Below are 23,427 nucleotides of genomic sequence, written 5' to 3' on the forward strand. Positions count from 1 at the left end.
CGATGAGCAAGAAGTGGCATATTTCCCGGCGACGAATGTTAAAGGGCATGGGCGCATGTATCGCGTTGCCTTTCCTGGAGGCAATGGCAATACCCGGACAGGGGAGTACTGGTAAGGCGCCAGTGCGTACAGCTTTCTTGTTCATGCCCAACGGCGTACATCCCGACCGTTGGACGCCGGCAACAACTGGCAATACTTTTGAATTGACGCCCCAGCTTCTTCCATTACAGAAGTTTCAAAAGGACATTGTTGTTCTTGGCGAATTGATGAACAAGAATTCCCTCTTCAAGGGAGCAGACGGGCACTACGCAAAGTCTGCGAGCCTGCTTACGTGCATGCCCATCAAACAAACGATAGGAGATAACATCAGCAGCGGAGGTGTGTCGATCGATCAGGTAATTGCAGGAGATGTGGGTAAAGACACGTTGTTCCCTTCGCTGGAATATGGCCTGGATCGTATTACCACTGGCGTTGATATCAATGTTGGATTCACGCGCCTGTATGGATCAAGCATTTCCTGGAAATCTCCGAACCAGCCATTATCAAAAGAAATAGATCCTCGACTCGCATTCGACCGGTTGTTTCGTCCGTATGTTCCCGGGGTTAAAATAAAGGCCGATCCTTATAAACAAAGTATCCTGGATCTTGTCCTTGACGACGCGAATGAACTGAAGCGCCATCTTGGTCGTGCTGATCAGGACAAAGTTTCCGAATATCTGGAGTCGATCTATAGCGTTGAGAAAAGGATTTCAAATGATGCCAACCGGGCAAAGTTTGCAAAGAACATTTCTCCCGACATTACGCGTGAGCTGGTTCGGCTGAACAAGAGCATAGACGAATACAAGGAAGTATACGCGGGCGTTAATGTTACTGAAAAGACGCGGCTGATGCTCGATATCATGGCGCTCGCTTTCTGGAGCGATGCAAGCCGCGTGAGTACTTTCATGTTCGGCAACTCAGTGAGTGATCGCAATTTCTCATTCCTCGATGGCGTGAAAGGCAACCATCATTCGATATCACACCATATGGACAAGCCCGAGGCGTTGGAGGAGTACACACGAATCACTTCGTGGCATATCAGTCAGTATGCATACTTCCTCGACAAGCTTCAAAACATTCGGGAAGGCGACAAAACGCTGCTTGAAAATTCTATGGTAGTGTTTACTTCTGACCTCAGGGATGGTAATCGCCATTCTCCAAGGAATCTTCCAGTTGTGCTCGCCGGCCAGGGCGGTGGCAGGATCAGGACGGGACAGAATCTTATTTTTGAGAAGGAAACCCCGCTCGCAAACTTATATTTAACAATGCTTCATACACTGAACATTCAACACGACAGGTTTGGTGACAGCACGGGAACACTGAAGGAACTTGTTTGAGTGAGGCAGATGACGCAAACAAGGTTTGCTGCAATACGCAAATGGATTAGTATCGCGGTTGCGCTGGTAGGCGTGGGGTTGCTTGTATTGCCCTTCACTTCGCTGTCAAAGGTCCCGCTACTTTTTCTTTTCGTAGGAAGGCTTCATCCACTCGTTTTACATTTTCCAATTGTGGCGTCACTGCTGGCGCTTGGCATTGAAGTTTCGAGGCTGACCGTCCTGAAAAGGCTGCCGATCATTTTCACCGAAATTCTTGTGGCCATTGCAACGGTCTCGTCGTGGATCACAATAGGGGCCGGGTATTTTCTTTATGCGTCAGGCGACTACTCGGGCGAAACAATTGCTCAGCATTTCTGGGCCGGTACACTAAGCGGCACGGGGCTTTCAATTGCATTGTCTTTGCTTTTGTATTATCATATTACTGGAAGGCTATACGCTGCCTTCCTGGCTACGCTGGCGCTCACTAATGCCGCTGTCGCCTATGCAAGTCACCTGGGCGGCACGGTTACCCATGGACAGGAATATCTGGTTGAATATCTGGATATGATGAGGGCGCAGGATAACTACGTGCAAAGATCGGAAAGTGAACTGCTACTCTATGCAGATATGGTGTCTCCTGTACTCGAGTCGCGATGCGCAAGTTGTCATAACCAGCAGCGTGCGAAAGGAGGACTTGCATTGGATCGCTATCAGCAACTTTTTGGCGCGGGCGACAGTAACAAACCGGCCATTGTGCCGGGATCGGAATCAAGAAGCGAAGCGCTTATTAGAATACATTTGCCTCTAAATGACGATGAGCACATGCCTCCGGAGGGGAAGTCACCGCTTACGGCTGATGAGATTGCATTGCTCACTTATTGGATTAAGAGTGGTGCCTCAGATACCTCGCGCGTATGGACCGCACGTGGTGTGGATACCATTCGCGCATCGCTGGACAGACTAGCGCCGGAATTGCAGAAGTATCAGTTGCGTATGGCAGTGAGTCGCGAGAAGAACGCCAGTACTTATGAACAACTAATAAGCATGGCCCCGGCACTTGGGCTGATCATTTCACGCGACTCATTGAACGACGGTCAACTTCATCTTGGATCAACAGTGCCTCCTCACCGGCTGACCGACGAATCACTCCATAAACTCGCTCCATACTATTCAGAGTTTTCCGGCCTGTCACTGCCGTCTTCAGGGCTTGAGGATGACGACCTGTACTATCTTGCCCAGATGGTGAACGTGAAGGCAATGTACCTGCAGAAAAATGCCCTTGAAGGCTCCGGTCTCATCTACCTTTCAAAGATGCCTGCACTTGAAACTCTCAACCTTTCCTATACACGACTCGATGATCGCCACGCGCTGGAGTTGTTGAAGTTTCCGGTGTTAAAGAAGGTTTATCTGTTCCGTACCAATGTGAGTGCTGATGTAATCAGGGCAATCAGACGTAATCGCCCGGGACTTGAATTACTTCAGGAGGAGGGGCCGTACCGGTAAGTGCTTATTTTATCCGCTCGATCTTTCCCACTACGAAAATATAAGAGCACGCTCCAATGAAGCCGAGTGTCCCGATGAACACCAATGCCGGGCGGAAGTCACCGCCGCGCGCGAGGTATCCGATTACGATGGGTACTATGATTGAAGCAAGGTTGCCCATGAAATTGAATACTCCGCCAGTGAGACCAATAAGGTGCTTAGGCGAGAGAATGGAAACAAACACCCACGAGATCAGCGCCATGCCTGCGCCGAAGAAGGCAAGGGCAAGAAAGAAGATCACCATCGTAGTATCCTCCGTATAGTTTGCGCCTACAATTGACACAGACAGCAGCATTCCGAATATGATAGGAGCCTTGCGGGCAAAACTCACTGACTTGCCTTGCTGGGCCAATTTATCTGAAACAAATCCCGAGAGCAGAAGCCCTGCGCATGCAGCCAGGAAAGGCACCGAAGCGAGATAGCCTGACTTGATAAAGTCGAGGCCGCGATAGTCAACGAGGTAGGAGGGAAACCAGGTTAGAAAGAACCAAAGGGTAGCGTTTACTGCGAACTGAGCAATGTATACACCCCACAGCGTTCTGCTGGAGAACACTTGCTTTAAGTTCTCTTTGCTCCATACCGGCTTTGCTGATTCAACTTTCTTTTGAAACACGCCACCGCCCTGTTCGATGTAATCAAGTTCTTCACGGTTGGCTTTCGGATGTTCCAGCGGATCGCGATAGAAGAAATACCAGACCAATGACCATATCAATCCGACAAGTCCCGTGACTACAAATAGTCCGCGCCAGCCTACTGCCGCTTGCAACGTGACCAGAACGGGAGTAAGAAACGCGAGGCCGATAAACTGACCGGATACGTAAAGCGCGATAGCTGATGCTCTTTCATTGTCCGGAAACCAGCCTGTAACAATGCGGTTGTTGATTGGATAGGAGGGTGCTTCAAAAGCGCCGGTTGCCAGTCGAAACCCGAACAATCCAACGAATCCACGGGCGACGCCCTGCAGCATCGTGGTGATGGACCAGCTGGCAAGACATGCCGCATAGAGCACCCGTGGTGCGACGCGATCGGCCAGTATCCCACCCGGTATCTGTAAGGCAGCATAAGTCCATCCGAATGCTGACAGGATGTATCCACGTTCAACAGATGTAAGTCCTAAGTCCTTTGCAAGTTCGGGCGCAGCCACCGAAAGGTTGGTCCGGTCAAGATAGTTGATCACAATGTTGATGAACAACAACGCAAGCATCCAATATCGAATGTTTGATCTGTTGGTAGTTGCAGAAGCCATAGAATTCTCTGTATCGTTTATTTATCAGTACGACAGAAACAGAGTGAGAGTGGAGTGTGAGAGCGAACGACGTTTCCCTCACTCTCACTATGTTCTTCACTCTCACACTGTTCCTCACACTGTTATTTCGCTGTCCACCTCCAAAAGTCAGAGTGAGAGTGGAGTGTGAGAGCGAACGACGTTTTCCCCACTCTCACACTGTTCCTCACACTGTTATTTCGCCGTCCACCCTCCGTCCACCGGAATAATGCTCCCAACCATATAGCTCGAAGCATCACTGGCAAGCAGCAGTGCAGTGCCTTGTATCTCTTCCAGCCGCGCCCAGCGGCCAAGGGCAGTTGCTCCAACAACGAACTTCTTTGCTTCATCGGAGTTGGCGATAGGCTCATTCATTTCTGTTAGGAACGGCCCTGGGCAAATGGCGTTGACGTTGATGTTAAACGGGCAAAGTTCAAGTGCGAGTGCGCGTGTCATCTGCACAACGGCCCCTTTACTGGACGTGTAGGGTGTTCTGTTTGAAAGTCCAACAAGCCCAAGCGTACTTGCCAGGTTAATGATCTTGCCTGACTGTTGCTTTTTCATATAAGGTGTCACCGCCCTCGATGCCAGCCAGGTTCCTGTTACATTTACATCCATCACCTTAATAAAGTCTTCAGGCGTAACCTCATCAATAGCGCCACGGATGTTAATGCCGGCGCTGTTAACAAGAATGTCGATCCTTCCAAAGACCTTCACGGCCTCTTCCGCCATGTTTTCGGTATGCTCCCGGTTCGTAATGTCGCCGGCAACGGCGACTGCTTTTGTGCCGTATGTCGATGTAAGATGCTCTGCTGCCTCCTGTCCTTCACGCATGTTTCTGTTGAAGATCATGACAGATGCGCCTGCCGAAGCGAGCCCTGCAGCAATTGCCAAACCAAGGCCCTTTGACCCACCGGTTACAATAGCAGTTTTCTTGCTGAGATCGAAGAGTTTAACTCCCGGAAGCTTTTCCATTCAGTATGTTATTTCTGTAGGTTATTTCAGTCCCAATTTATTCTCACTGTACTGCAGTGATTTAATGATGTTTTGCTCCTCAACGTCGAGACGCTGATCGTTAGATAACTGAGCCACTCGCGGCAGAGGTGTTGTGCTCTTATGCTCGCGTACTGATCTTAGTGTGCGCGCCAGCTCAATACCCGGAACAGATCCGAACGTTGACCAATAGTCATCTGTCAGACATGGTATAACCAGCGGATCACGCGTGATCATCTCAAGGTTGAACGTGATGTTAGGATTGTGCTTTTTGCAAATGCTTACAATCTCATTCAGATCAAGAATTCCTGTTCCGAGCGGAACCTCCGACAGCAGAACACCATTCTCGTATTCCTCAAGTCCCATATCCTTTACATGCGTTGAAACGGCAAATGGCGCAAGTGTCTTAACAACGGTCATCGGATCCTCCATCAAAGCAATGCTATTGCCAAAGTCAAGGGTTGCTCCAACCCATTCGCTGCTGATTTGTTTCAGAATCTCGGCAAGTTCTGGCGCACGCCAGTCCTTGTGATTTTCAACACCGAGCTTCACTTTGTGTTTGCGCAGCACGGGCTCTGCCAGTTTGATTGCGGCAATGGCCTTTGAGCGCGCCGTTTGAAAATCAGATTCGGAATGATAGATCTCATAGCGACGGCCACTGGTGCAGACTGTCCGTACTACATCCATCCCGGATGCTTTGGCCGCGGCGATGTTCTTGTCGAAGGCGTCTACCTCAGACGTTGTATAGGGCATTCCCACAGATCCTTCGAGATACAAACCAAGCTTTTCCTTTTGTGCCCTCACTTTGCTGACGAAATCAGATGACCAGTTGTTCACGCCAACCTGAACGCCGCCGGCGCCAATGCTGTGACAATGCTTGATGAGGTCCATGGCGTCTGCGAATCCAGGATAACTGGTGCTTTGCACTTTGGGATTCCAGCGTGCAGCGTAGGAGTGGACCACAATGCCCATTTTGGTTTCCTTGAACAACGCCTCTAACGACGTTGCCTGTTTCGGTCTGGACGATGCGATTCCAGGCATCGAAAGAGCAAATGCAGACATTGCCGATTTCGTAAGAAAGTCGCGGCGATTCAGCGCTGACGAAGAGTTATTAGATGTTGATGCCATAGCAACAGTTGTTTACTGAGACTCGGGAGGCTCAGGGTTCTTTTCAATGTATTCATTCAGTTCCTTCGGTGTCCACGGTTGCACGCGACCCTGCGAAGTGTGTCTTGTCTTCCCCACAAGCCGTGGTTGAATGGCCGGAGCACGGTTGCCCCATTCATTCCGGATATAGGTCATCACGGCTCTGATGGCGCCGTCATCCATGGTTGAATGTGACGGCATAACGGTTAGAATGTCGGGAGCATCATACTTCTTCCCTGCAACGTCGACGGAGCCTTCCAGTCCATGAAGGATAATCAGTGTCAGACGCTTTTCGTTGCCAAGTACCCAATCGGAACCGGCCAACGGTGGCGCCATACGTTTCATTCCTGCTCCATCGGTGCCATGGCATCCTGCGCACGTGGCGAGATAATGCTTTCTTCCAAGGGCAAACTGCTCGAGATCTTTCTCTGCCAGTTCAGTTCCATCTGATTGTTGCTGAGGAGCTGGCGTATGACCAGGCCAGGAGAACATGGACGCCAGTTGATTTACCTGCGCCTGTTGCTGGCTGCTAACGTTGTGAGCGGCCTTAATGGCTTGCATAATCGCCGGTGCGCTGGCAAGTCTAATAGGATTCCGGCGCGCTGCAGCACCCTGAGTCACCAGACCTGTCAGTACGCTTCGGCTAACCCATGGCATGTCACCATGAATTACAGCTAGCAGCGAGGATATTTTTCCTGGGTCTCTTTCTTTCAGAACAGCAGCAGTTAACATCTCAACGACAATCTCTCTCGATGGTGACGATGTTTGCCAGTCGCTGGTGGCTGCCAATCCTTTTATGATGTCGAGCTCGAGCGACTGTGCGCTGCTCATTACCGCATCTCTTAAGAGTGCTGATGTGTCATTACGCTGCAACACCGATTGAAGTAACGGCAGGCGTTTTTTCGGTGGCGCTATGTACGCGCTTAATGATGCCTGAAGGATCTCCGCCTGACCCGCAGCCGATAAACGTTCCATAGCAGCTCCCATCTTATCATATATTGACGGGTCCTTATGCACCATAGGCTCAATCAGTCGCAATGCATTGATGCGTATAAGGGCCTCGTTGTCGTCGAGCATTTTTAGCAACAACTCGACGTTCAGTGCATTCAAACCGTCGAGCGTCCATAGCATGTGAAGCCTCGGAATCGCGCCCTGCTCGCTATCGGTGACCAAAGCCTTTAGCCGATCGGCCGATGATGGATCGTTTCGTTCAACGAGCAGGCGCTGGGCCATGTCGCGATACCATCCATTCGGATGCTTCAGAAGCAGAATAAGACTGTCGTTATTGGTTGTGGACAATTTAAGCCGTCGTTCTGCTTGAAAATTGCTGGGAGCGACGCGCCATATCCTTCCGCAGTCAACGGGCTTTACAAGTTTTCTTGAAAGCGTCTGTTCACGTAAATAGGGCGTCACATATGCACCATGCTGTATAAGTCCGCGATACATATCTGCAAGATAAAGAGCACCATCAGGCCCGGAGGTAATGAACACCGGCCGGAATCTCTCATCAGTGGATGCAAGGAACTCTTTGCCTGGATGTGGATCATGGGCACGTACATAGGTTCCTTCATGTTTTACAACATTGCGTTTAACAAGGTTGCCCGACGGTTCACATACGTAAACATTATCGCGATACTCTGAAGCAAATGCCTCCCCCCGATAATAGAAAGGCGAGCAGGCGGCCGTGAATTCAAGCAAACGCCCCGACTCACTTAAGGTGCCTGGAATGTATCCCCGGTTAACAGCTGGGTTATCACGTATGGGATATACGCGCCGGTCGATGGTCACCCCATAGTCTATGCCCGATGTGGGCTCGTGGTGCTTATTACGTGAAAGATAGTTCGGAGGCACCAGGTCAGCATGCAGCTGCGACCAGTTGTAGTTGTAGTACAACCGTCCAGCGTCGTCCTGGCTGATTCCCCATTGTCCGCGAAACTCAGTACTGTCGCGAATCCATTGACCGCCTTTCAGCGCATAGCGAAACCGTGATTTAGCGTTGTAATACCAGTTGTCCATTCCGCGCAGCAAACCATTGCCGGAATGTTCTGGCATCTTACTGCCCGCGTAGTCTTTGTCAATCAGCTGCTTTTTGTCGCCCTTACCATCTCCGTCTGAGTCCGACACATACCACAACGCCTCCTGTTCAACAATGAGTGCGCCGCCTTTGACAACGGCAAGCGCACGCGGCATGATCAGGCTGTCAAGATATACCTGGTGCTTGTCTGCGGTGCCATCGCCATCCGTGTCTTCAAGAATGCTTATTCGCCCAACGGGATCGCGTTCGCCTTTGCCATCGATATCCGGCATGAATCCACGCATTTCAACAACCCACATTCTCCCGTCTTCATCAAACGTGATCACTACGGGATCCTGTATCGAAGGCTCTGATGCGAATAGCTGAATGTCAAAGCCGGGTTCCGTCACAAAAGTTTTCTTCTCCTCATCTGCGGTCTTCGCAGGAGAAGGTCCGTCGTCGCGCTTCTTACACTGCAACAGCCACGGAAATATGAAGCAACAGATCAATATGTGGCCTACGTTGCGCATGAGCGAATGAACCGGTTCTTAGAAGTCTTAAACTTTTGATGCCTCGGGATGTATCCACGGTGAGCGATACGGGCGGCGTAGCAGCGCAGTGGCTTCAGCATCGCCCTTGACCTCATGGCTATTGGGATCGTAAACGATGGGTCGTCCGGTTTTCATGGAAAGGTTCGCCAGTATACACGAGGCAGTAGAAATATGTCCCTCTTCAATATCTGCAACAGGGCGCGATTTCTTATCAATTGCTGCAAGGAAGTCCAGCATGTGCAAACGAGTTGCCGGTGCTGCATTGAGCTCAATAGCATCTTCCTTAAGGTCCTCCGGATATTTCTCTTTTTCGTAAACGACATCCAGATGTTTCTTTTCTGCGTTTTTGTCAACTGGCGTGAAATCAGCACGCATGGTACTTGCGCGAAGCGTACCCTTTTCACCATACAGGGTGAATGACCAGGGATAATCCGGATCAGCAGGCCCACCCCAGGTGCGATGAGTCCACACGCAGTTCAATTCAGGATATTCGAATATTGCCGATTGTGTATCTGCGATATTAGACTTGCCTTCCTTCTGTACGTATATGCCACCCGTTGACGAGATACGCGTGGGCCAGCCAAGCTTAAGCATCCAGCGCACGGTGTCAAACATGTGAATGCACATGTCGCCCATAATACCGTTTCCGTATTCCATAAATGTACGCCACCAGCGGAGGTGAGGGATTTGATCATAAGGCCGCAGCGGTGCAGGTCCCGTCCACATTTCATAGTCGAGAAAATCAGGAACTGCGGTAACAGGAGGATTGCCGTTGTTGCGCATGTGCAGGTAACAACACATCTCCACGTGCGAGATCTTTCCAAGCAGACCAGCATCGACGATATTCTTCTTGGCATCGATCAGGTGCGGTGTACTTTTGCGTTGAGTACCAACCTGCACCACCTTATTATACTTGCGTGCCGCGGCAACCATCGCCTCTCCTTCAGCAACATCTACGCTGATGGGTTTTTGAACATATACGTTCGCGCCTCCCTTAACCGCTTCAATCATGTTGAGCGCATGCCAGTGATCGGGTGTGCCAACCAGTACAATGTCCAGCTGATTCTCCGACAACATCTTTCGATAGTCACCATAGAGCTTGGGTGTCTTGCCCGATTTCTGCCGCTGACTTACCAGCTTACCCGCAGCACTGAGCATGTTCTTATCAACATCACAAAGGGCAATTACCTCGACTGACGTTACCTGTATGAGACGGAAGAGGTCACTCTTTCCATACCAGCCAGTGCCGATCAATCCAACCCTCAGGGGTTTTTGTGGATGGACGAGGTCCAGGCCATAAGCGCCCATTGTCGACAATGCCAGCGATGCTGTTGCACCTTTCAGAAAATGTCTGCGATTGATGTTGAAGTTGTTCATGGAGACGGGGTTTTCTTAGGATTTTAATTAGTTCACACGTGTTCGAACCAAATTAATGGTTCCTGATGTCAGAATCAATTGACGATTAGGGCATGTGGTGAAAACATGATTTGGCCGGTACACAACACAACAACCGTTACCATAGCGGTATCGTTGCTGTCAGCAGATAAGCATTAATAACTTAAATAACGGGTCTACTTTGATAACTTCAATTGATAGGCCTGCTTCTGTGCCTTAAGAGCAAGTTCCGTAGCCAGAAAGCAATGCTGTTGCGTCATGGCGGTTTCGGTACGGTTCACAACATCGTTTATAAGTTGTTTGCCATAAGGCAGGTCCACCGCGCTGCAATCCACATAACGCGTTTCCTTTCCGTCAACAACGAACAAATGATTGCCACCGTCGCGGCCTCCGATGTCCGTGTTCTTGCGCAATTCCATGAAGCCATCCGTACCCAGCACCGTAAGCCTGCCATCGCCCCAGGTGTTGAGGCCATCAGGCGTAAACCAGTCAACTCTTATATAACCAACACCCTGGTTGCCGCGGATCATCACATCTCCGAAGTCTTCAAACTGAGGGTACTCGGGATGATGCACATTTCCGGTTTGGGAAGACACGATGGTTGCTTCAGTTGATCCGGTGAAGAAAAGGAACTGATCGAACTGATGCGAAGCAATGTCGCAGATGATGCCTCCGAATTTTTCGCGTTCAAAGAACCACTCGGGCCTGGTCTTGGCATTCATCCGGTGCGGTCCGAGTCCGATCGTTTGAATCACTTTCCCTATTGCCCCTGCAGCAATCAGCTCGCCTGCCTTAACAGTCGCCTTATTCTCGAGCCTTTCGCTATACATGATCGAATAGATCCTCTTGGTCTGGGCCTGTACTTTACGCACTTCGGCAAGTTGGTCCAGCGTTGTGATGCCCGGCTTATCGACCATGAAGTCTTTGCCGCTCTTCATCACCCGGATTCCCAGCGGTGCCCGCTCTACCGGTATTGCAGAGCTGAGAACCAATTGAACGGACTTGTCCTGAAGGATCTCATCCTCGCTTTTGGCAGCCTTCACATCGGGGTATCGCTTTTGAAATGCAGCAGCGAGGTCCGGTTCTTTTGCATAGAAAGAATAGAGCTGACCTCCGCCACGAACCGCAGCCTCCACCTGGCCATAAATGTGCCCGTGATTAATTCCGATTACACTGAACCTGACAGATGGCGCCGCAGGTTTCACAACAATGTTGGCTCCGATAGCCGGCTCATTAAAACCAGATGGAATTGCGAATGCCGCCAAACCAGCAGCTGTGGTAATCGATTCGCCAAGGAACTTTCGCCGGGTCTTTTTCATGTCGTATATACCGTTACTATTATCAGTTACGGCGTACTATATTATAAGAACCTCTGCCAATTAGCAATTATTAATTATCAATTGTCAATTATCAATTGTCAATTTGCATTTCTATCTTTATTCAGGCAGCCAACGGTAACAGCTGTTATGATATGAAAGGCTTATTGATTTTACTGGTAGCAACCTCAATCACCATGGTATCTGCACAATCGACATTGAAGATCGGCGACAAGGCGCCGGCTTTTACAGGAAAAGATCAGGACGGTAAATCCGTTGCCCTGAGCTCTTTCGCGGGCAAGAAAGTGGTACTGTACTTTTATCCGAAAGACCAGACTCCGGGATGTACGGCGCAGGCCTGCAACCTGAGAGACAATATCGACATGCTCACCCAACAAGGTTATGTGGTTCTTGGTGTGAGTACCGACGATGAAGCATCGCATCGCGCATTCCGCGAAAAATACAATCTGCCGTTCACATTGATTGCAGATACAGATAAGTCCATCACGCAGTCATATGGCGTGTGGGTTGAAAAGGAACGCGAAGGCAAGAAGTTCATGGGTACAGCGCGAACAACTTTTCTGATTAATGAGAAGGGCGTCATCACGGATATTATATCAAACGTGGATACGGCCAATCACACATCTCAGATCGTCAAACAATAGAATGTCAGGGTTGCTCAAACGGCGGTCACTCTCCAAGCGAGAAGGCAACATAGGAGTCGCCGGACTTTGAACCGACTTTGCCTCCACCGCCCGCAGCGATTACGATAAATTGTTTACCACCGGATTCGTATATCGATGGCGTTGCATAGCCGGCAGCAGGCAACGTGTATTCCCACAGTTGCTTTCCGCTGGACTGTTCGAACACCCGAAGTTTTTCATCTTTCGTCGCAGCAATAAATACCAAACCTGTTGAGGTGATCGCTGGACCACCAAGATTTTGCGTTCCGGTAACGCCAATACCTTTACTGCTTAACTCGGGATACTCACCCAACGGTACTTTCCATTTTAATTCACCGGTATTCAGGTCGATCGCATTCAATGTTCCCCATGGAGGCTTGATGCCGGGATATCCGTTTTGGTCAGTGAGGATTACCCATCCATTGTGAGCATAACGGACCCTGCTTTTAGTACTCCGTGCAGTGTCGACATCGTCTTTGTCAAACAAAAAGGAGATGAGCGCATCGACTTCGTCTCGTTTGAGATTGGGAAACGCCGGCATCTGTCCTTTGCCATTGCGTAGCAACGTGGAGACATCGGTCTCACTTTTTTTCTTCTTTACGTCGAGGAGGCGTGGGAATGAACCCGAACCTTTTCGATCGGCTCCATGACATGACGCACAGTTATTCAACTGGTATATGCGCTCACCGCGAAGTGCCAGTCGTTTCCCCGCCGGCAGATCTTCGAGTCGTTTCATTTTCACCAGCAATGGTATTTCGTTGGCATTAACAAACATGATCGCATTGTCAGGATGAACGGCCGCGCCTCCCCATTCCGATCCACCACGCGTGCCTGGCAACTGTACAACTCCCGCCGTATCGGGTGGCGTATAGATAGAACCCATCTTTGCCGATCCAATTCTCTTAAGAACAAATGCATGAGACTCTTCGCTGATATTCGTGATTTCATCTGACGAAAAGCTTTGTCGCACGAGAGGAGCGGGGCGAACAGGAAAGGGCTGAGTCGGCCATGCTGCTTCTCCAGTGAGCTTTGATGCAGGTACATTGCGTTCTGCCACCTCATGAATTGGTTTTCCATCACGGCGATCGAAGAGAAAGACCAATCCCATTTTTGTTACCTGTGCCACTGCCGGTACTGGCTTACCATCGACGGTAACAGTCACAAGATTGGGAGGCGCCGGAAGATCGTAATCCCATAAGTCGTGATGAACGAGTTGCTGATGCCAGATGAGCTTTCCGGTACTGGCTTCGAGGGCAAGCAGACTGTTGCCATAAAGATTACTGCCGTTTCTGTTGCCTCCATAAAAGTCAAAAGCCGGCGAGCCGGTCGGTACATAAACGATCCCAAGCTTTTCATCAAGGCCCATCCCCGGCCAGCTGTTGGCACCTCCAACTTCCTGGTATGCATCGGGAGGCCAGGTTTCATAACCGGGCTCACCGGGTTGGGGAATGGTATGAAACGTCCACACCGTTTTCCCGCTATGCAAATCAAATGCTCTCACAAACCCGGGTGCAGCATCATAGCCTTCACCCAAAGCAGTGCCCTGAATGATCAGACCGTTGTACACTACCCCGGGCGTTGTGGCCCACACCGACAAGGTTTCAGGATCTCTGCCGAGTCCTTCACGTAAATCAATTCTTCCATCTAATCCGAAGGATTTCATCAAAGTGCCACGCGAAGCATCCAATGCGTAGAGATAAGGCCCGGCCGAAAAGAAGATTCGCGAGGTGTCTTTGGCAGGGTAATAGGCAACGCCGCGATTTACCCCGGTTGCCGTTGTATTAATGAATGGATCGAACTTCCACTTCTCAACGCCAGTCGCGGGATCAAGTGCGATGAGTTTAAGTTTGGGAGAAGTCACATACAACATTCCGTTTGCATGCAGCGGGTTACACTGAATGGTGGAGCGGTTCCCGGAGTCCGCATCCCCTGTGTGATAAGTCCAGGCAACTTTTAGCTGTGATACATTATCAGGTGTGATTTGATCGAGTGACGAAAATGCTGAGCCATGAAGATCACCGCGATAATAATTCCATGTTTCCTTCGATTGCCTTTCCTGGCAGGACAAAGCAACGATCGCGATGATAAATAAGCCGGTAACAGAAGGTGACAGGACGAAACGGACAATCTTTTCGCAGACAAATAACATACAGTTAATGACAGGCATTTCGGATACCCGGCCAGGACAATATAATCCGGTTCGGGATCATTACCTATGCATCCTGTTCAACTTGCCATAGGCCCTGGCCCGCGGAACGCGGGCCTATTGTCAATTGTTTGCCACTGCTTACATTTACGCCGCAAAGTGTGCATATTACGCCATTAGTAGTGGCACCAAACACGATTGCATTTGTTATGAAGCTAGGGATTGCCGCCGATCATGGTGGGTATGTTTTGAAGGAAGCCATTAAGCAATGGCTCACAGCGTCTGGCTATGAGGTCAAAGACTTTGGCGCACACGTTCTCGATAACGCCGACGACTACCCGGATTTCGTCGTGCCCCTTGCTCAGGCCGTTGCTGATGGGACATGTGAACGAGGAATAGCGATTTGTGGCAGTGGCGTCGGCGCCTCGATAGCAGCCAACAAAGTGGTTGGTGTCCGCGCCGCGCTGGTAGTCGATGGCTTCTCGGCGCACCAGGGTGTAGAGGACGATGACATGAACTTAATTTGCCTGGGCGGAAGAGTAGTGGGCAACAAGCTTGCCGAGGAACTGATAATGGCCTTCATAAAGGCAAACTATATTGGAGGCGAACGCCACCGCCGCAGACTAGACAAAGTGAGCAAGCTGGAGCGCTCACGTTAACCGCAGTTGCAATACCATTAAATCAAACCTCAAACATGAAGGGTGACAATTACGAATTTGGAATGATAGGCCTCGGTGTCATGGGCCGAAACCTGCTTCTCAATATGGCCGACAACGGATTCAAGGTTGCAGGCCATGATAAAGACCAGGCAAAAATCGATGCACTTGGCAAAGAAGCAAAGGTTACCAACGTCAAGGGCTTCCTCTCTGTGAATGAGTTCATAGAAAGTCTGCGCTCACCACGTGCAATCATGTTATTGGTGCCCGCCGGGAAGATCGTCGACGCGGTATTGGCGGAGATCACGCCATTGCTCGATGCCGGCGACATTATTATCGATGGAGGAAACTCTCACTATACAGATACTAACCGTCGCGTTGATGAACTGAAATCCAAAGACCTTCACTTCTTCGGAATGGGTATCTCCGGCGGCGAGGAAGGAGCACGGAAAGGACCAAGCATGATGCCGGGCGGCGATGCCCAGGCTTACAATGTTATGCGTCCGATCTTTGAAAAAGTTGCCGCTAAAGTGGATGGCGCCCCCTGTGTTACCTACATCGGACCAGGAGCATCAGGGCACTTCGTGAAGATGGTTCATAATGGCATTGAGTATGGCATCATGCAGCTCATTGCAGAAACGTATGAGATCATGAAGAAGGGGTTGAACCTTCCTGATGAAAAGATCCACGAGATGTTTGTTGGATGGAGTCGTGGTAAACTTCGTTCGTTCCTCATCGAGATCACACGTGATATTCTTGGCTTTAAAGAACCGGGAAGCAACACGTTGCTTCTGAATGAAATCAAAGATGAAGCGCGGTCGAAGGGGACAGGTAAGTGGACGTCGCAGGTAGCGATGGATCTCCAGGCGCCGATAACGGCTATTGATACTGCGGTTTCGATGAGAGATCTTTCAAAATACAAGGCACTGCGTACCACCGCATCGAAGCTGTATCATTCACCTGGCGCACCGTTATCATCCGACATAGTGAATCAGCTGGAGGATGCACTCTATTTTGCAACGATCGTGGCTTATGCACAGGGCATGCACCTGCTCTCTCAGGCGTCAGCTGAATTCAACTATGGACTGAAGCTCGACAAGATAGCTTTGATCTGGCGCGGAGGTTGTATCATCCGGTCAGCATTCCTGCAGGACATCTATCAGGCTTATACGGCGGATCCATCACTTCCGCATTTGCTCGTCGATGGTAATGTGCAAAAGACAGTGAATTCCTTATTGCCGGCAGCGCGCAACGTATTGGCTGGAGCATTGGCGTCAGGGATAGCTATGCCTGCACACACTGCTGCTCTCAGTTATCTCGATAGTCTAAGGAGCGAACGGATGCCATCAAATGTGATCCAGGCGCAACGCGACTTTTTCGGCGCACATACTTACGAACGAATTGGAAAAGAAGGCGTATTCCATACGCAATGGATACCCAAGTAACTCAACCACACTATGGCTCAGACAAAAGGCCCTTTGACCTCTCAATCAATATTGTTTTTCATCTTCGGAGGTACCGGAGACCTTACTTCGCGAAAGCTGATACCGGCGCTGTACAACCTGTTCATCGATGGCTGGTTGCCGCAGAACTTTAAGATCATTGGGCTGGGACGGACATCACAAACAGCCCAACAGTTTCGCGACGCTCTTAAAACGGATGTATCGTCTTTTTCAAGGCGTTCGCTCGGTAAGGAAGAGACCTGGAATGAATTTGCCGGGCATGTCGATTTCCTCGTATCCGACATCGGGGCTGACAAGACTTACGACGACATCGGAGGTCATATATCTTCCGCGCGTGAGTCGTGGAATGCAGAGCCATGTGTTATATACTACCTGGCTGTAGCACCTCGTTTCTTTGGGCCCATTGCGACCAGCCTTTCCAAACACGGTCTTGCCAGTAACTCCAACAGCGCAAGAATTGTCATCGAAAAACCTTTCGGCACTGATCTGGCATCGGCACTTGAACTGAATAAATTGCTCACAAGCATCTTCGACGAGTCACAGATCTATCGCATCGACCACTACCTCGGTAAGGAGACGGTACAAAACATCTTAGCTTTTCGGTTTGCCAATTCCATACTGGAACCGTTATGGAACCGAAACTATATCGACCATGTACAGATCTCTGTAACGGAACAGCTCGGCGTCGGCGATCGCGGTGGATACTATGATGAAGCTGGCGCTCTCAGAGACATGGTGCAGAACCATATCCTTCAGTTGCTCTGTTTGATTGCCATGGAACCGCCTGTGAATTTTCAGGCTGATGAAGTACGCAACCGGAAGGTGGATGTGTTACACGCGATGAGAAAATTTCATCCTGAGGAAATCCAGAAGAATACGGTGCGCGGCCAGTATAGCAAGGGTTGGATCGAAGGGAAGGAAGTGCCGGGATATCGTGAAGAGGGTGGAGTGGATACCGAATCGAATACGGAGACATTTGCCGCTATCAAATTTTTTATCGACAACTGGCGCTGGAACGGCGTGCCGTTTTACCTCCGTACCGGCAAGCGGATGCATCAGTCCTCTTCGATCATCAGCATTCAGTTCAAAGACGTTCCGCACATGATCTTCCCCACAGGTGCGATAGAAGGCTGGCAGCAGAACCGTCTTATCATCAGCATACAACCCGAGATGAGCATACGCATACAGGTTCAGGGAAAACGGCCGGGCCTCGATATGACTCTCAACCCGGTCGACCTGGTATTCGACTACAGCGGTACTTATAAGGGAGAAACTCCCGAGGCATACGAAACGCTTTTGCTCGACACCATGCTCGGCGATCAGACGTTGTTTATGCGCGGAGACCAGGTCGAGGCAGCCTGGGAACTGTTAATGCCCATACTCAGCACCTGGACAGGCAAGAAGAGCCTCAGCTTCCCCAACTACCCCGCCGATTCATGGGGACCGGAAGCCGCCGAAGCGCTCATTGCCCGCGATGGTTTTCATTGGTTTGCCCTTCCACTTAAACAGAAAAAGTAGTGATCAGGAGATTTCCCACGCCCGACTTACTGATGGCCGGACTGGCCGACTTTATTGTTGAAACTGCTAACAACGCCATAGCTACACGCGGTCGCTTCGACTTCGCTGTTTCCGGCGGCAGTTCACCGAAGAGGCTATATGATCTCCTGACAAGCGACGGATACAAAAACAAGATCGACTGGAGCAAAGCATACTTCTTCCTGGGTGACGAACGAAACGTCGGCCTCGAGCATCCCGACAGTAATTTCCGCATGGTGAAGCAGTCGCTGTTCGAACCACTGGGCATTGCTGCAGACCATGTCTTTCCTGTCGATACTATTCTGACACCCGCCGAGGCTGCCGAAAAGTACGAACAGCTCATACGCCAGCATTTTAATGGCGGCCCTTGTCAGTTCGATCTGGTATTGTTGGGGCTGGGAAGCAATTCTCACACGGCCTCGTTGTTTCCACACACCGAAGTATTGCACGAACAAACAAAACTCGTAAGCGGATTATTCATTCCTGAAGTGAACATGTTCCGGATCACGTTCACGGCACCGCTGATCAATCAGGCCCGGCACATTGCGTTTCTCATTTATGGTGCATCCAAAGCTGAAGCAGTTGCAGAGGTCATACAGGGCGAACGGAATATTGAATCTCATCCTGCTCAGCTTGTTCAGCCGGTAGGCGGCACGTTGGAATGGTTTCTTGATGATGCTGCGGCGAAATTTGTCTCTTGACTAGTAGTCGGGAAGATCCGTCAAAATCGACAAGTTCAACAAACCTGTCCTGACGGAAGTGAATCCCGCCTCCAGATTTCCATTGAACCTGACTTCCTTTTCTGGTTAGTCAGCAAGTATTGATTTAAGGACGTTGACAAGCGTCCGATTAGAATCACCACTGTTTGAAATCGCGTAATCATCTTACGAAAAGAACATTACGTCCATTCGAATCGCTTAAAAACCCTTTTTGCATTCGATTGAAATTGGTATAATTGTATTAGATACACTTATTACCCTCAGGTAGGTTGGTAGAAAGCGGTTTGGCGATGGTAAAAACGAGAAGCAGACAGTTTCATAGCATCCTCTTATGCACGACGATCAGAGTCACGATCGTTCTATGTCTCTCCGCAATCACTTTTCTGTCATTTACGCTTTCAGCAACTGCTCAGGAGTTGCCGCGTTCATTCATACCCGTTGCCGCGGAGACGTTGTCTAATTCTTTTGTCCGTTGTGTATACAAGGACAGCAAAGGCTACATGTGGTTTGGAACTGATGATGCGCTGATCCGATACGACGGCAGCAATGCTTACCGGTATGTTCACGATCCGAATGACCGTGCCTCTATTTCAAACAATTCGATTAACACCATTTTAGAAGGCGCGGACAAACGTTTATGGATTGGAACCGCTCAGGGATTATGCATCTATAATCGCGAACTCGACAATTTCACAACGCTCGATTCGATTAAGGCCAATCGAAATTATCTTAACAACAGATATATCACCGACCTCGAATTTGATTCGCAAGGGCTGCTTTGGATAGGAACGCATGAAGGAGGAGTCAATATTTATGATCCCCAAAAAATGGAGTTCTCTTATATCACTGATGCTCCAAGCGAAGGGGTGATGCCCTCGACAAATTTCATAACTGTACTTGTAAACCATGGAGATAAAATATGGTGTGGCAGCAGAGGTGGCCTTATGTTGTTTGATGCGCGAACTAAAAAGCGTCTCCCACTGGGTCCACTCCAAAGATTTTCAACTGCTCAGATCAGTAAGATCATTCCCGAAAAGTCGGGCGACATATTAATCGCAACAATTACCGGGCAGATAACCCGCCTGAGCCCAGGGGATGGACATTATTCGTTCCATGAACTGTTGTCGCGTGATGCACTGGGCAATAGTTCAAACGCTATCCTTGCATTAGACATCGATCATTACGGAAATATCCTCGCCGGTGGTGAGAGTTCGGGATTTAATCAAATTGATCACACAACGAACAAGGTCAATCATCTGCTCGGTGAAGAAGGCAATCCAAAACGCTTGCCTACCAATTCGATTCACTCAATTTATGCCGACGACCTCGGGTTGATCTGGATTGGGACGTTTAGCGATGGTGTATTCGTGTTGGACAATACCCGAAAGAAGTTCGATACTAATGAAAACTCGTTTGCAAAAGCCCCTATTGAAAAAAATGAAGTAAGGAGTTTTGCCGAAGACCGCCACGGAAATGTTTGGGTCGCCTTGTATGGTTTTGGTCTTGCAAAAATTGACGCTGGTAGTAACCATGTTGAATATGCCGATCGGATCAATCGCCAATTGACTAACAGGGATGTGACATCCGTAATCTCCTGCCGCGATGATCAACTGTGGATTGGCACCGCCGGTAAAGGAGTTATCCGTATTAATCCGAACACCAATCAATTGTTTTACTATTCACTTCGATCACAAGGATTCGGTAACGATCAGATCTTTTGCTTGTATGAAGATAAACTGGGAACGGTATGGGCAGGAACGTGGGGAAGTGGCCTTTTCTTCTACGATAAGAAAAATGACAAGTTTGTCGGTGCGACAGAATACGATCAGCCAACTCATATTCCAAACACGGCTTACATCTCAGACATCGTTGAAGACTCGGAAGGGACATTCTGGATCGGAACGATGTATGGCCTATATGAGCTAAAGCGTAAATCACAAAATTCATTTACACACCGTTTGCATATTCTGGAAAACAGTGCAGGAATCATTAAATCTTCGCAGATACAGGCAATAGTGGAAGATAAGAATAGCCATGATCTGTGGATCGGAACAACCGGCGGTTTATGGCTTAAGAAAAGAGACAGCACACAATTCTTGTCGTATGAGATGCCCAGGGGAAGCAGCAATAATGCTATCCGTTCTATACTCATAGACAAGCATGGAAATCTTTGGTCGGGTGGTAACGCGGGTCTTTCAAAATTTGACACGAAGACAAACACGTTCATCAACTACACGCGCGAAGATGGTCTGAAGGCAAATAGTTTTCTGTCGAAGGCTGCGCTGCAAACATCAAACGGAAGATTTTTGTTTGGCAGCAACCATGGCTTCGACAGTTTCTTTCCCGACAGCATTCGTACAACATCCGCCTTTGGAAAAATAGTTCTGGCCGACCTGAAAATTAATGGTCAATCGATCAAACCCGGCGCTGCCGGATCACCGCTGAAAAAACACATTAGCCTGACATCGGCCCTGCAACTGTCGTATGATCAGAGGTCTTTTGTGATTGACTTTGTTGCGCTCAATTACAGTCCTTCAGAAAGCTACACTTATTATTATAAGCTCGACGGGTTTGATGATGACTGGAATTTTACGAGCCGCAGCCATAGCGCTACTTACACTAACCTCGATCCTGGTACATATGTATTCGTCGTCAAGGCCGCGAATAGGGAAGGGGTTACGGTTGATAAGCCATTGGAGTTGGAGATAACTATTCGTCCTGTTTTTTGGAAAACCTGGTGGGCGTTTTGCATCTACATTTTTACAGGGATGTTGTTTATTTATGCACTGATCAAAATCAGGGTGGAGAGGTTGAAGATGAGAAACGAAATCACCATTGAAAAATTCAAACGCGAGCAGGAACATGAATTGAGCGAGTCGAAGACTCAATTTTTTACGAACATCGCTCATGAGTTCCGAACGCCTCTGAGTTTGGTTTTAATTCCCCTGGAAAGTCTAATGGAAACAAACGAGGTTCCTTCATTGCTCCGGGAGAGGATTTTTACGGCGTATAAGAACGCCGATAGAATGAAGAGACTTGTCAATGAGTTTTTGGATTTTAATAAGCTTGAGGTCGGAAATCTCAAATTGAAAGTTCAGCATGGTGAGATAGTTCAGTTCATTACAGAGTGTTGTTCAGCTTTCAATGAAATGGCGGCAAAGCGGGGAATACGTTTTTGTTTAAGCTGTGATGAATCCGTAATTATGGGATGGTTTGATCGCGATAAATTGGAGAGCATAATCTTTAACGTCCTTTCAAATGCGTTCAAATTTACCGCAGATTCAGGTGAGATAAAGTTGCACCTGAAGACCAGCCATTCTGTAATTACCGACGGGACCCTTTCACGATGCTTAGTGTTAACTATTGAGGACAACGGAATTGGTATACTACCGGAGGAACTTCCCCGCATTTTTGAAAAATTCTATCAGGCGAAGTCGTCGTCTAAAATTTCCAGTCCGGGCACGGGAATTGGCTTATCATTGACTAAGGCGCTCGTCGAACTTCACGGCGGAAACATAACGGTCGAAAGCACACCTGATCAGGCAACTACTTTTACCATTTTACTTCCGATCGGTTCTAATATTTATGAATTGAGCGATGCAGCCCTCGACCTCCCGGACGTCAATTATACCAAAGACAACAGTGACGCGGTGAACTTACTGAAGGGCGAGGAATTTGAATATACGGATACGGACAACAACACTGACAAGCCTGAAGTATTGGTGGTAGAGGATAACTTCGAGTTGAGAGAATATCTGATTGCTGAGTTGAAACGTGAATTTTCAGTGTTTGAAGCTAGAGACGGAGAGGAGGGGTTGGCTATTGCTCTAAGCAAAAATCCGGATCTTATCATCAGCGACATCAGAATGCCAAAAAAAGATGGAATCGAGCTCTGCAATGCCATTAAATCGGATTTGAACACAAGCCATATTCCATTTGTCCTTCTTACCGCAAAAGCAACAATCGAAGACCAGATCAAGGGGATAAAGACAGGAGCCGATTTATACTTGTCAAAGCCATTCAATATTCGATACCTTATTGAACACGTTCGGCAGATCATCAACTCGCGGCGGAAGCTGTATGCGCGATTTAGTCATGACGTCTACCTGACTCCGGGCAAAGCTACTACCAATGCTTTAGACCAGGCATTCTTACAGAAGGCGATTGACTACGTAGCTAACAACCTGCAGGATTCGCAACTCAGTGTCGATTCTATGGCTGCTGTTTTTAGCTTGAGTAGGATGCAGGTATACAGGAAGATTAAATCTCTTACGGGAAAGTCTATCGTTGAATTCATCAGAATGGTGCGGATGAAACAAGCCATCAAATTGATGGATGAACATAAGCTCACGTTATCAGAAATCGCATTCGAAGTTGGATTCAATTCAGCATCATACTTCACACGTTGTTTTAAGGAGGAGTATGGTAAAACACCTTCAGAGTACCTTGATCACGCTTCGGTAAAGTAAGTTCTTCGTTTCTTTACATCGTTGTTTGCGTACACACATCTCAGGCAGCGCTATTTCGTCCGTCGATGGGCACGAACTATTGTAGTACGGTAAAGCGCAGCGCATAATAACACTCCACTTAGCAATCAATTCAGTTCTTTCTTAGCGCAAGTCTACGCATTGATTGCTGCCTTCAATGC

Annotated in this window: 15 protein-coding genes; 8 read left to right on the forward strand and 7 right to left on the reverse strand. The window is 48.9% G+C overall.

Annotation, left to right across the window (positions count from 1 at the left end; translation table 11 throughout):
• Positions 1-2 precede the first annotated feature (2 nt).
• Complete coding sequence (locus WBG78_RS26900; RefSeq protein ID WP_337329619.1) at positions 3-1,376, forward strand: DUF1552 domain-containing protein; 1,374 nt, start codon at positions 3-5, stop codon at positions 1,374-1,376.
• Positions 1,377-1,385: 9 nt separating this feature from the next.
• Entirely contained in the window at positions 1,386-2,858 is a 1,473-nt protein-coding gene (locus tag WBG78_RS26905) for a c-type cytochrome domain-containing protein (protein WP_337329620.1), read from the forward strand.
• A 4-nt stretch (positions 2,859-2,862) separates the two neighbouring features.
• On the opposite strand, the gene WBG78_RS26910 is transcribed toward WBG78_RS26905, so the two are convergent.
• The 6 genes from WBG78_RS26910 to WBG78_RS26935 all read right to left on the reverse strand — a co-directional run bounded on the left by WBG78_RS26910 (position 2,863) and on the right by WBG78_RS26935 (position 11,579).
• Positions 2,863-4,143: an MFS transporter gene (locus WBG78_RS26910; protein ID WP_337329621.1), complete on the reverse strand. Its 1,281-nt coding sequence runs from the start codon at positions 4,141-4,143 to the stop codon at positions 2,863-2,865.
• A gap of 213 nt (positions 4,144-4,356) precedes the next feature.
• Positions 4,357-5,136, reverse strand: a complete 780-nt coding sequence (locus tag WBG78_RS26915) for an SDR family NAD(P)-dependent oxidoreductase (RefSeq protein WP_337329622.1) — start codon at positions 5,134-5,136, stop codon at positions 4,357-4,359.
• A 21-nt stretch (positions 5,137-5,157) separates the two neighbouring features.
• On the reverse strand, positions 5,158-6,282 hold the full coding sequence (locus WBG78_RS26920; protein ID WP_337329623.1) for a sugar phosphate isomerase/epimerase family protein: 1,125 nt from the start codon (positions 6,280-6,282) through the stop codon (positions 5,158-5,160).
• A 12-nt stretch (positions 6,283-6,294) separates the two neighbouring features.
• Complete coding sequence (locus tag WBG78_RS26925; RefSeq protein ID WP_337329624.1) at positions 6,295-8,844, reverse strand: DUF7133 domain-containing protein; 2,550 nt, start codon at positions 8,842-8,844, stop codon at positions 6,295-6,297.
• 27 nt (positions 8,845-8,871) lie between these two features.
• Positions 8,872-10,242: a Gfo/Idh/MocA family protein gene (locus WBG78_RS26930; protein ID WP_337329625.1), complete on the reverse strand. Its 1,371-nt coding sequence runs from the start codon at positions 10,240-10,242 to the stop codon at positions 8,872-8,874.
• A 194-nt stretch (positions 10,243-10,436) separates the two neighbouring features.
• Positions 10,437-11,579: a Gfo/Idh/MocA family protein gene (locus tag WBG78_RS26935; protein WP_337329626.1), complete on the reverse strand. Its 1,143-nt coding sequence runs from the start codon at positions 11,577-11,579 to the stop codon at positions 10,437-10,439.
• A gap of 194 nt (positions 11,580-11,773) precedes the next feature.
• Here WBG78_RS26935 and bcp point away from each other — a divergent pair, with 194 nt between their 5' ends.
• On the forward strand, positions 11,774-12,241 hold the full coding sequence (bcp, locus tag WBG78_RS26940; protein ID WP_337329784.1) for a thioredoxin-dependent thiol peroxidase: 468 nt from the start codon (positions 11,774-11,776) through the stop codon (positions 12,239-12,241).
• Between the two features lie 25 nt (positions 12,242-12,266).
• On the opposite strand, the gene WBG78_RS26945 is transcribed toward bcp, so the two are convergent.
• On the reverse strand, positions 12,267-14,408 hold the full coding sequence (locus WBG78_RS26945) for an outer membrane protein assembly factor BamB family protein (protein ID WP_337329627.1): 2,142 nt from the start codon (positions 14,406-14,408) through the stop codon (positions 12,267-12,269).
• Positions 14,409-14,614: 206 nt separating this feature from the next.
• Between WBG78_RS26945 and WBG78_RS26950 the strand changes: the two genes are divergently transcribed.
• From WBG78_RS26950 to WBG78_RS26970, 5 genes are all read left to right on the forward strand, one after another.
• Positions 14,615-15,064 carry an RpiB/LacA/LacB family sugar-phosphate isomerase gene (locus tag WBG78_RS26950; protein ID WP_337329628.1) on the forward strand — a complete coding sequence of 150 codons (450 nt, stop codon included), beginning with the start codon at positions 14,615-14,617 and terminating at the stop codon, positions 15,062-15,064.
• 35 nt (positions 15,065-15,099) lie between these two features.
• The gene (gndA, locus tag WBG78_RS26955; protein ID WP_337329629.1) at positions 15,100-16,506 is read left to right on the forward strand and encodes an NADP-dependent phosphogluconate dehydrogenase; all 1,407 of its coding nucleotides are present in this window, start codon (positions 15,100-15,102) and stop codon (positions 16,504-16,506) included.
• A gap of 12 nt (positions 16,507-16,518) precedes the next feature.
• A complete protein-coding gene (gene zwf / locus WBG78_RS26960; protein WP_337329630.1) occupies positions 16,519-18,042 on the forward strand; it encodes a glucose-6-phosphate dehydrogenase in 1,524 nt (507 codons plus the stop codon).
• Entirely contained in the window at positions 18,042-18,761 is a 720-nt protein-coding gene (pgl, locus tag WBG78_RS26965) for a 6-phosphogluconolactonase (protein WP_337329631.1), read from the forward strand. Before zwf ends, pgl begins: the two co-directional genes overlap by 1 nt.
• A gap of 308 nt (positions 18,762-19,069) precedes the next feature.
• Complete coding sequence (locus WBG78_RS26970) at positions 19,070-23,248, forward strand: hybrid sensor histidine kinase/response regulator transcription factor (protein WP_337329632.1); 4,179 nt, start codon at positions 19,070-19,072, stop codon at positions 23,246-23,248.
• Positions 23,249-23,427: the final 179 nt, after the last annotated feature.

It is taken from the genome of Chryseolinea sp. T2 (assembly GCF_037203685.1).
Lineage (GTDB): Bacteria > Bacteroidota > Bacteroidia > Cytophagales > Cyclobacteriaceae > Chryseolinea.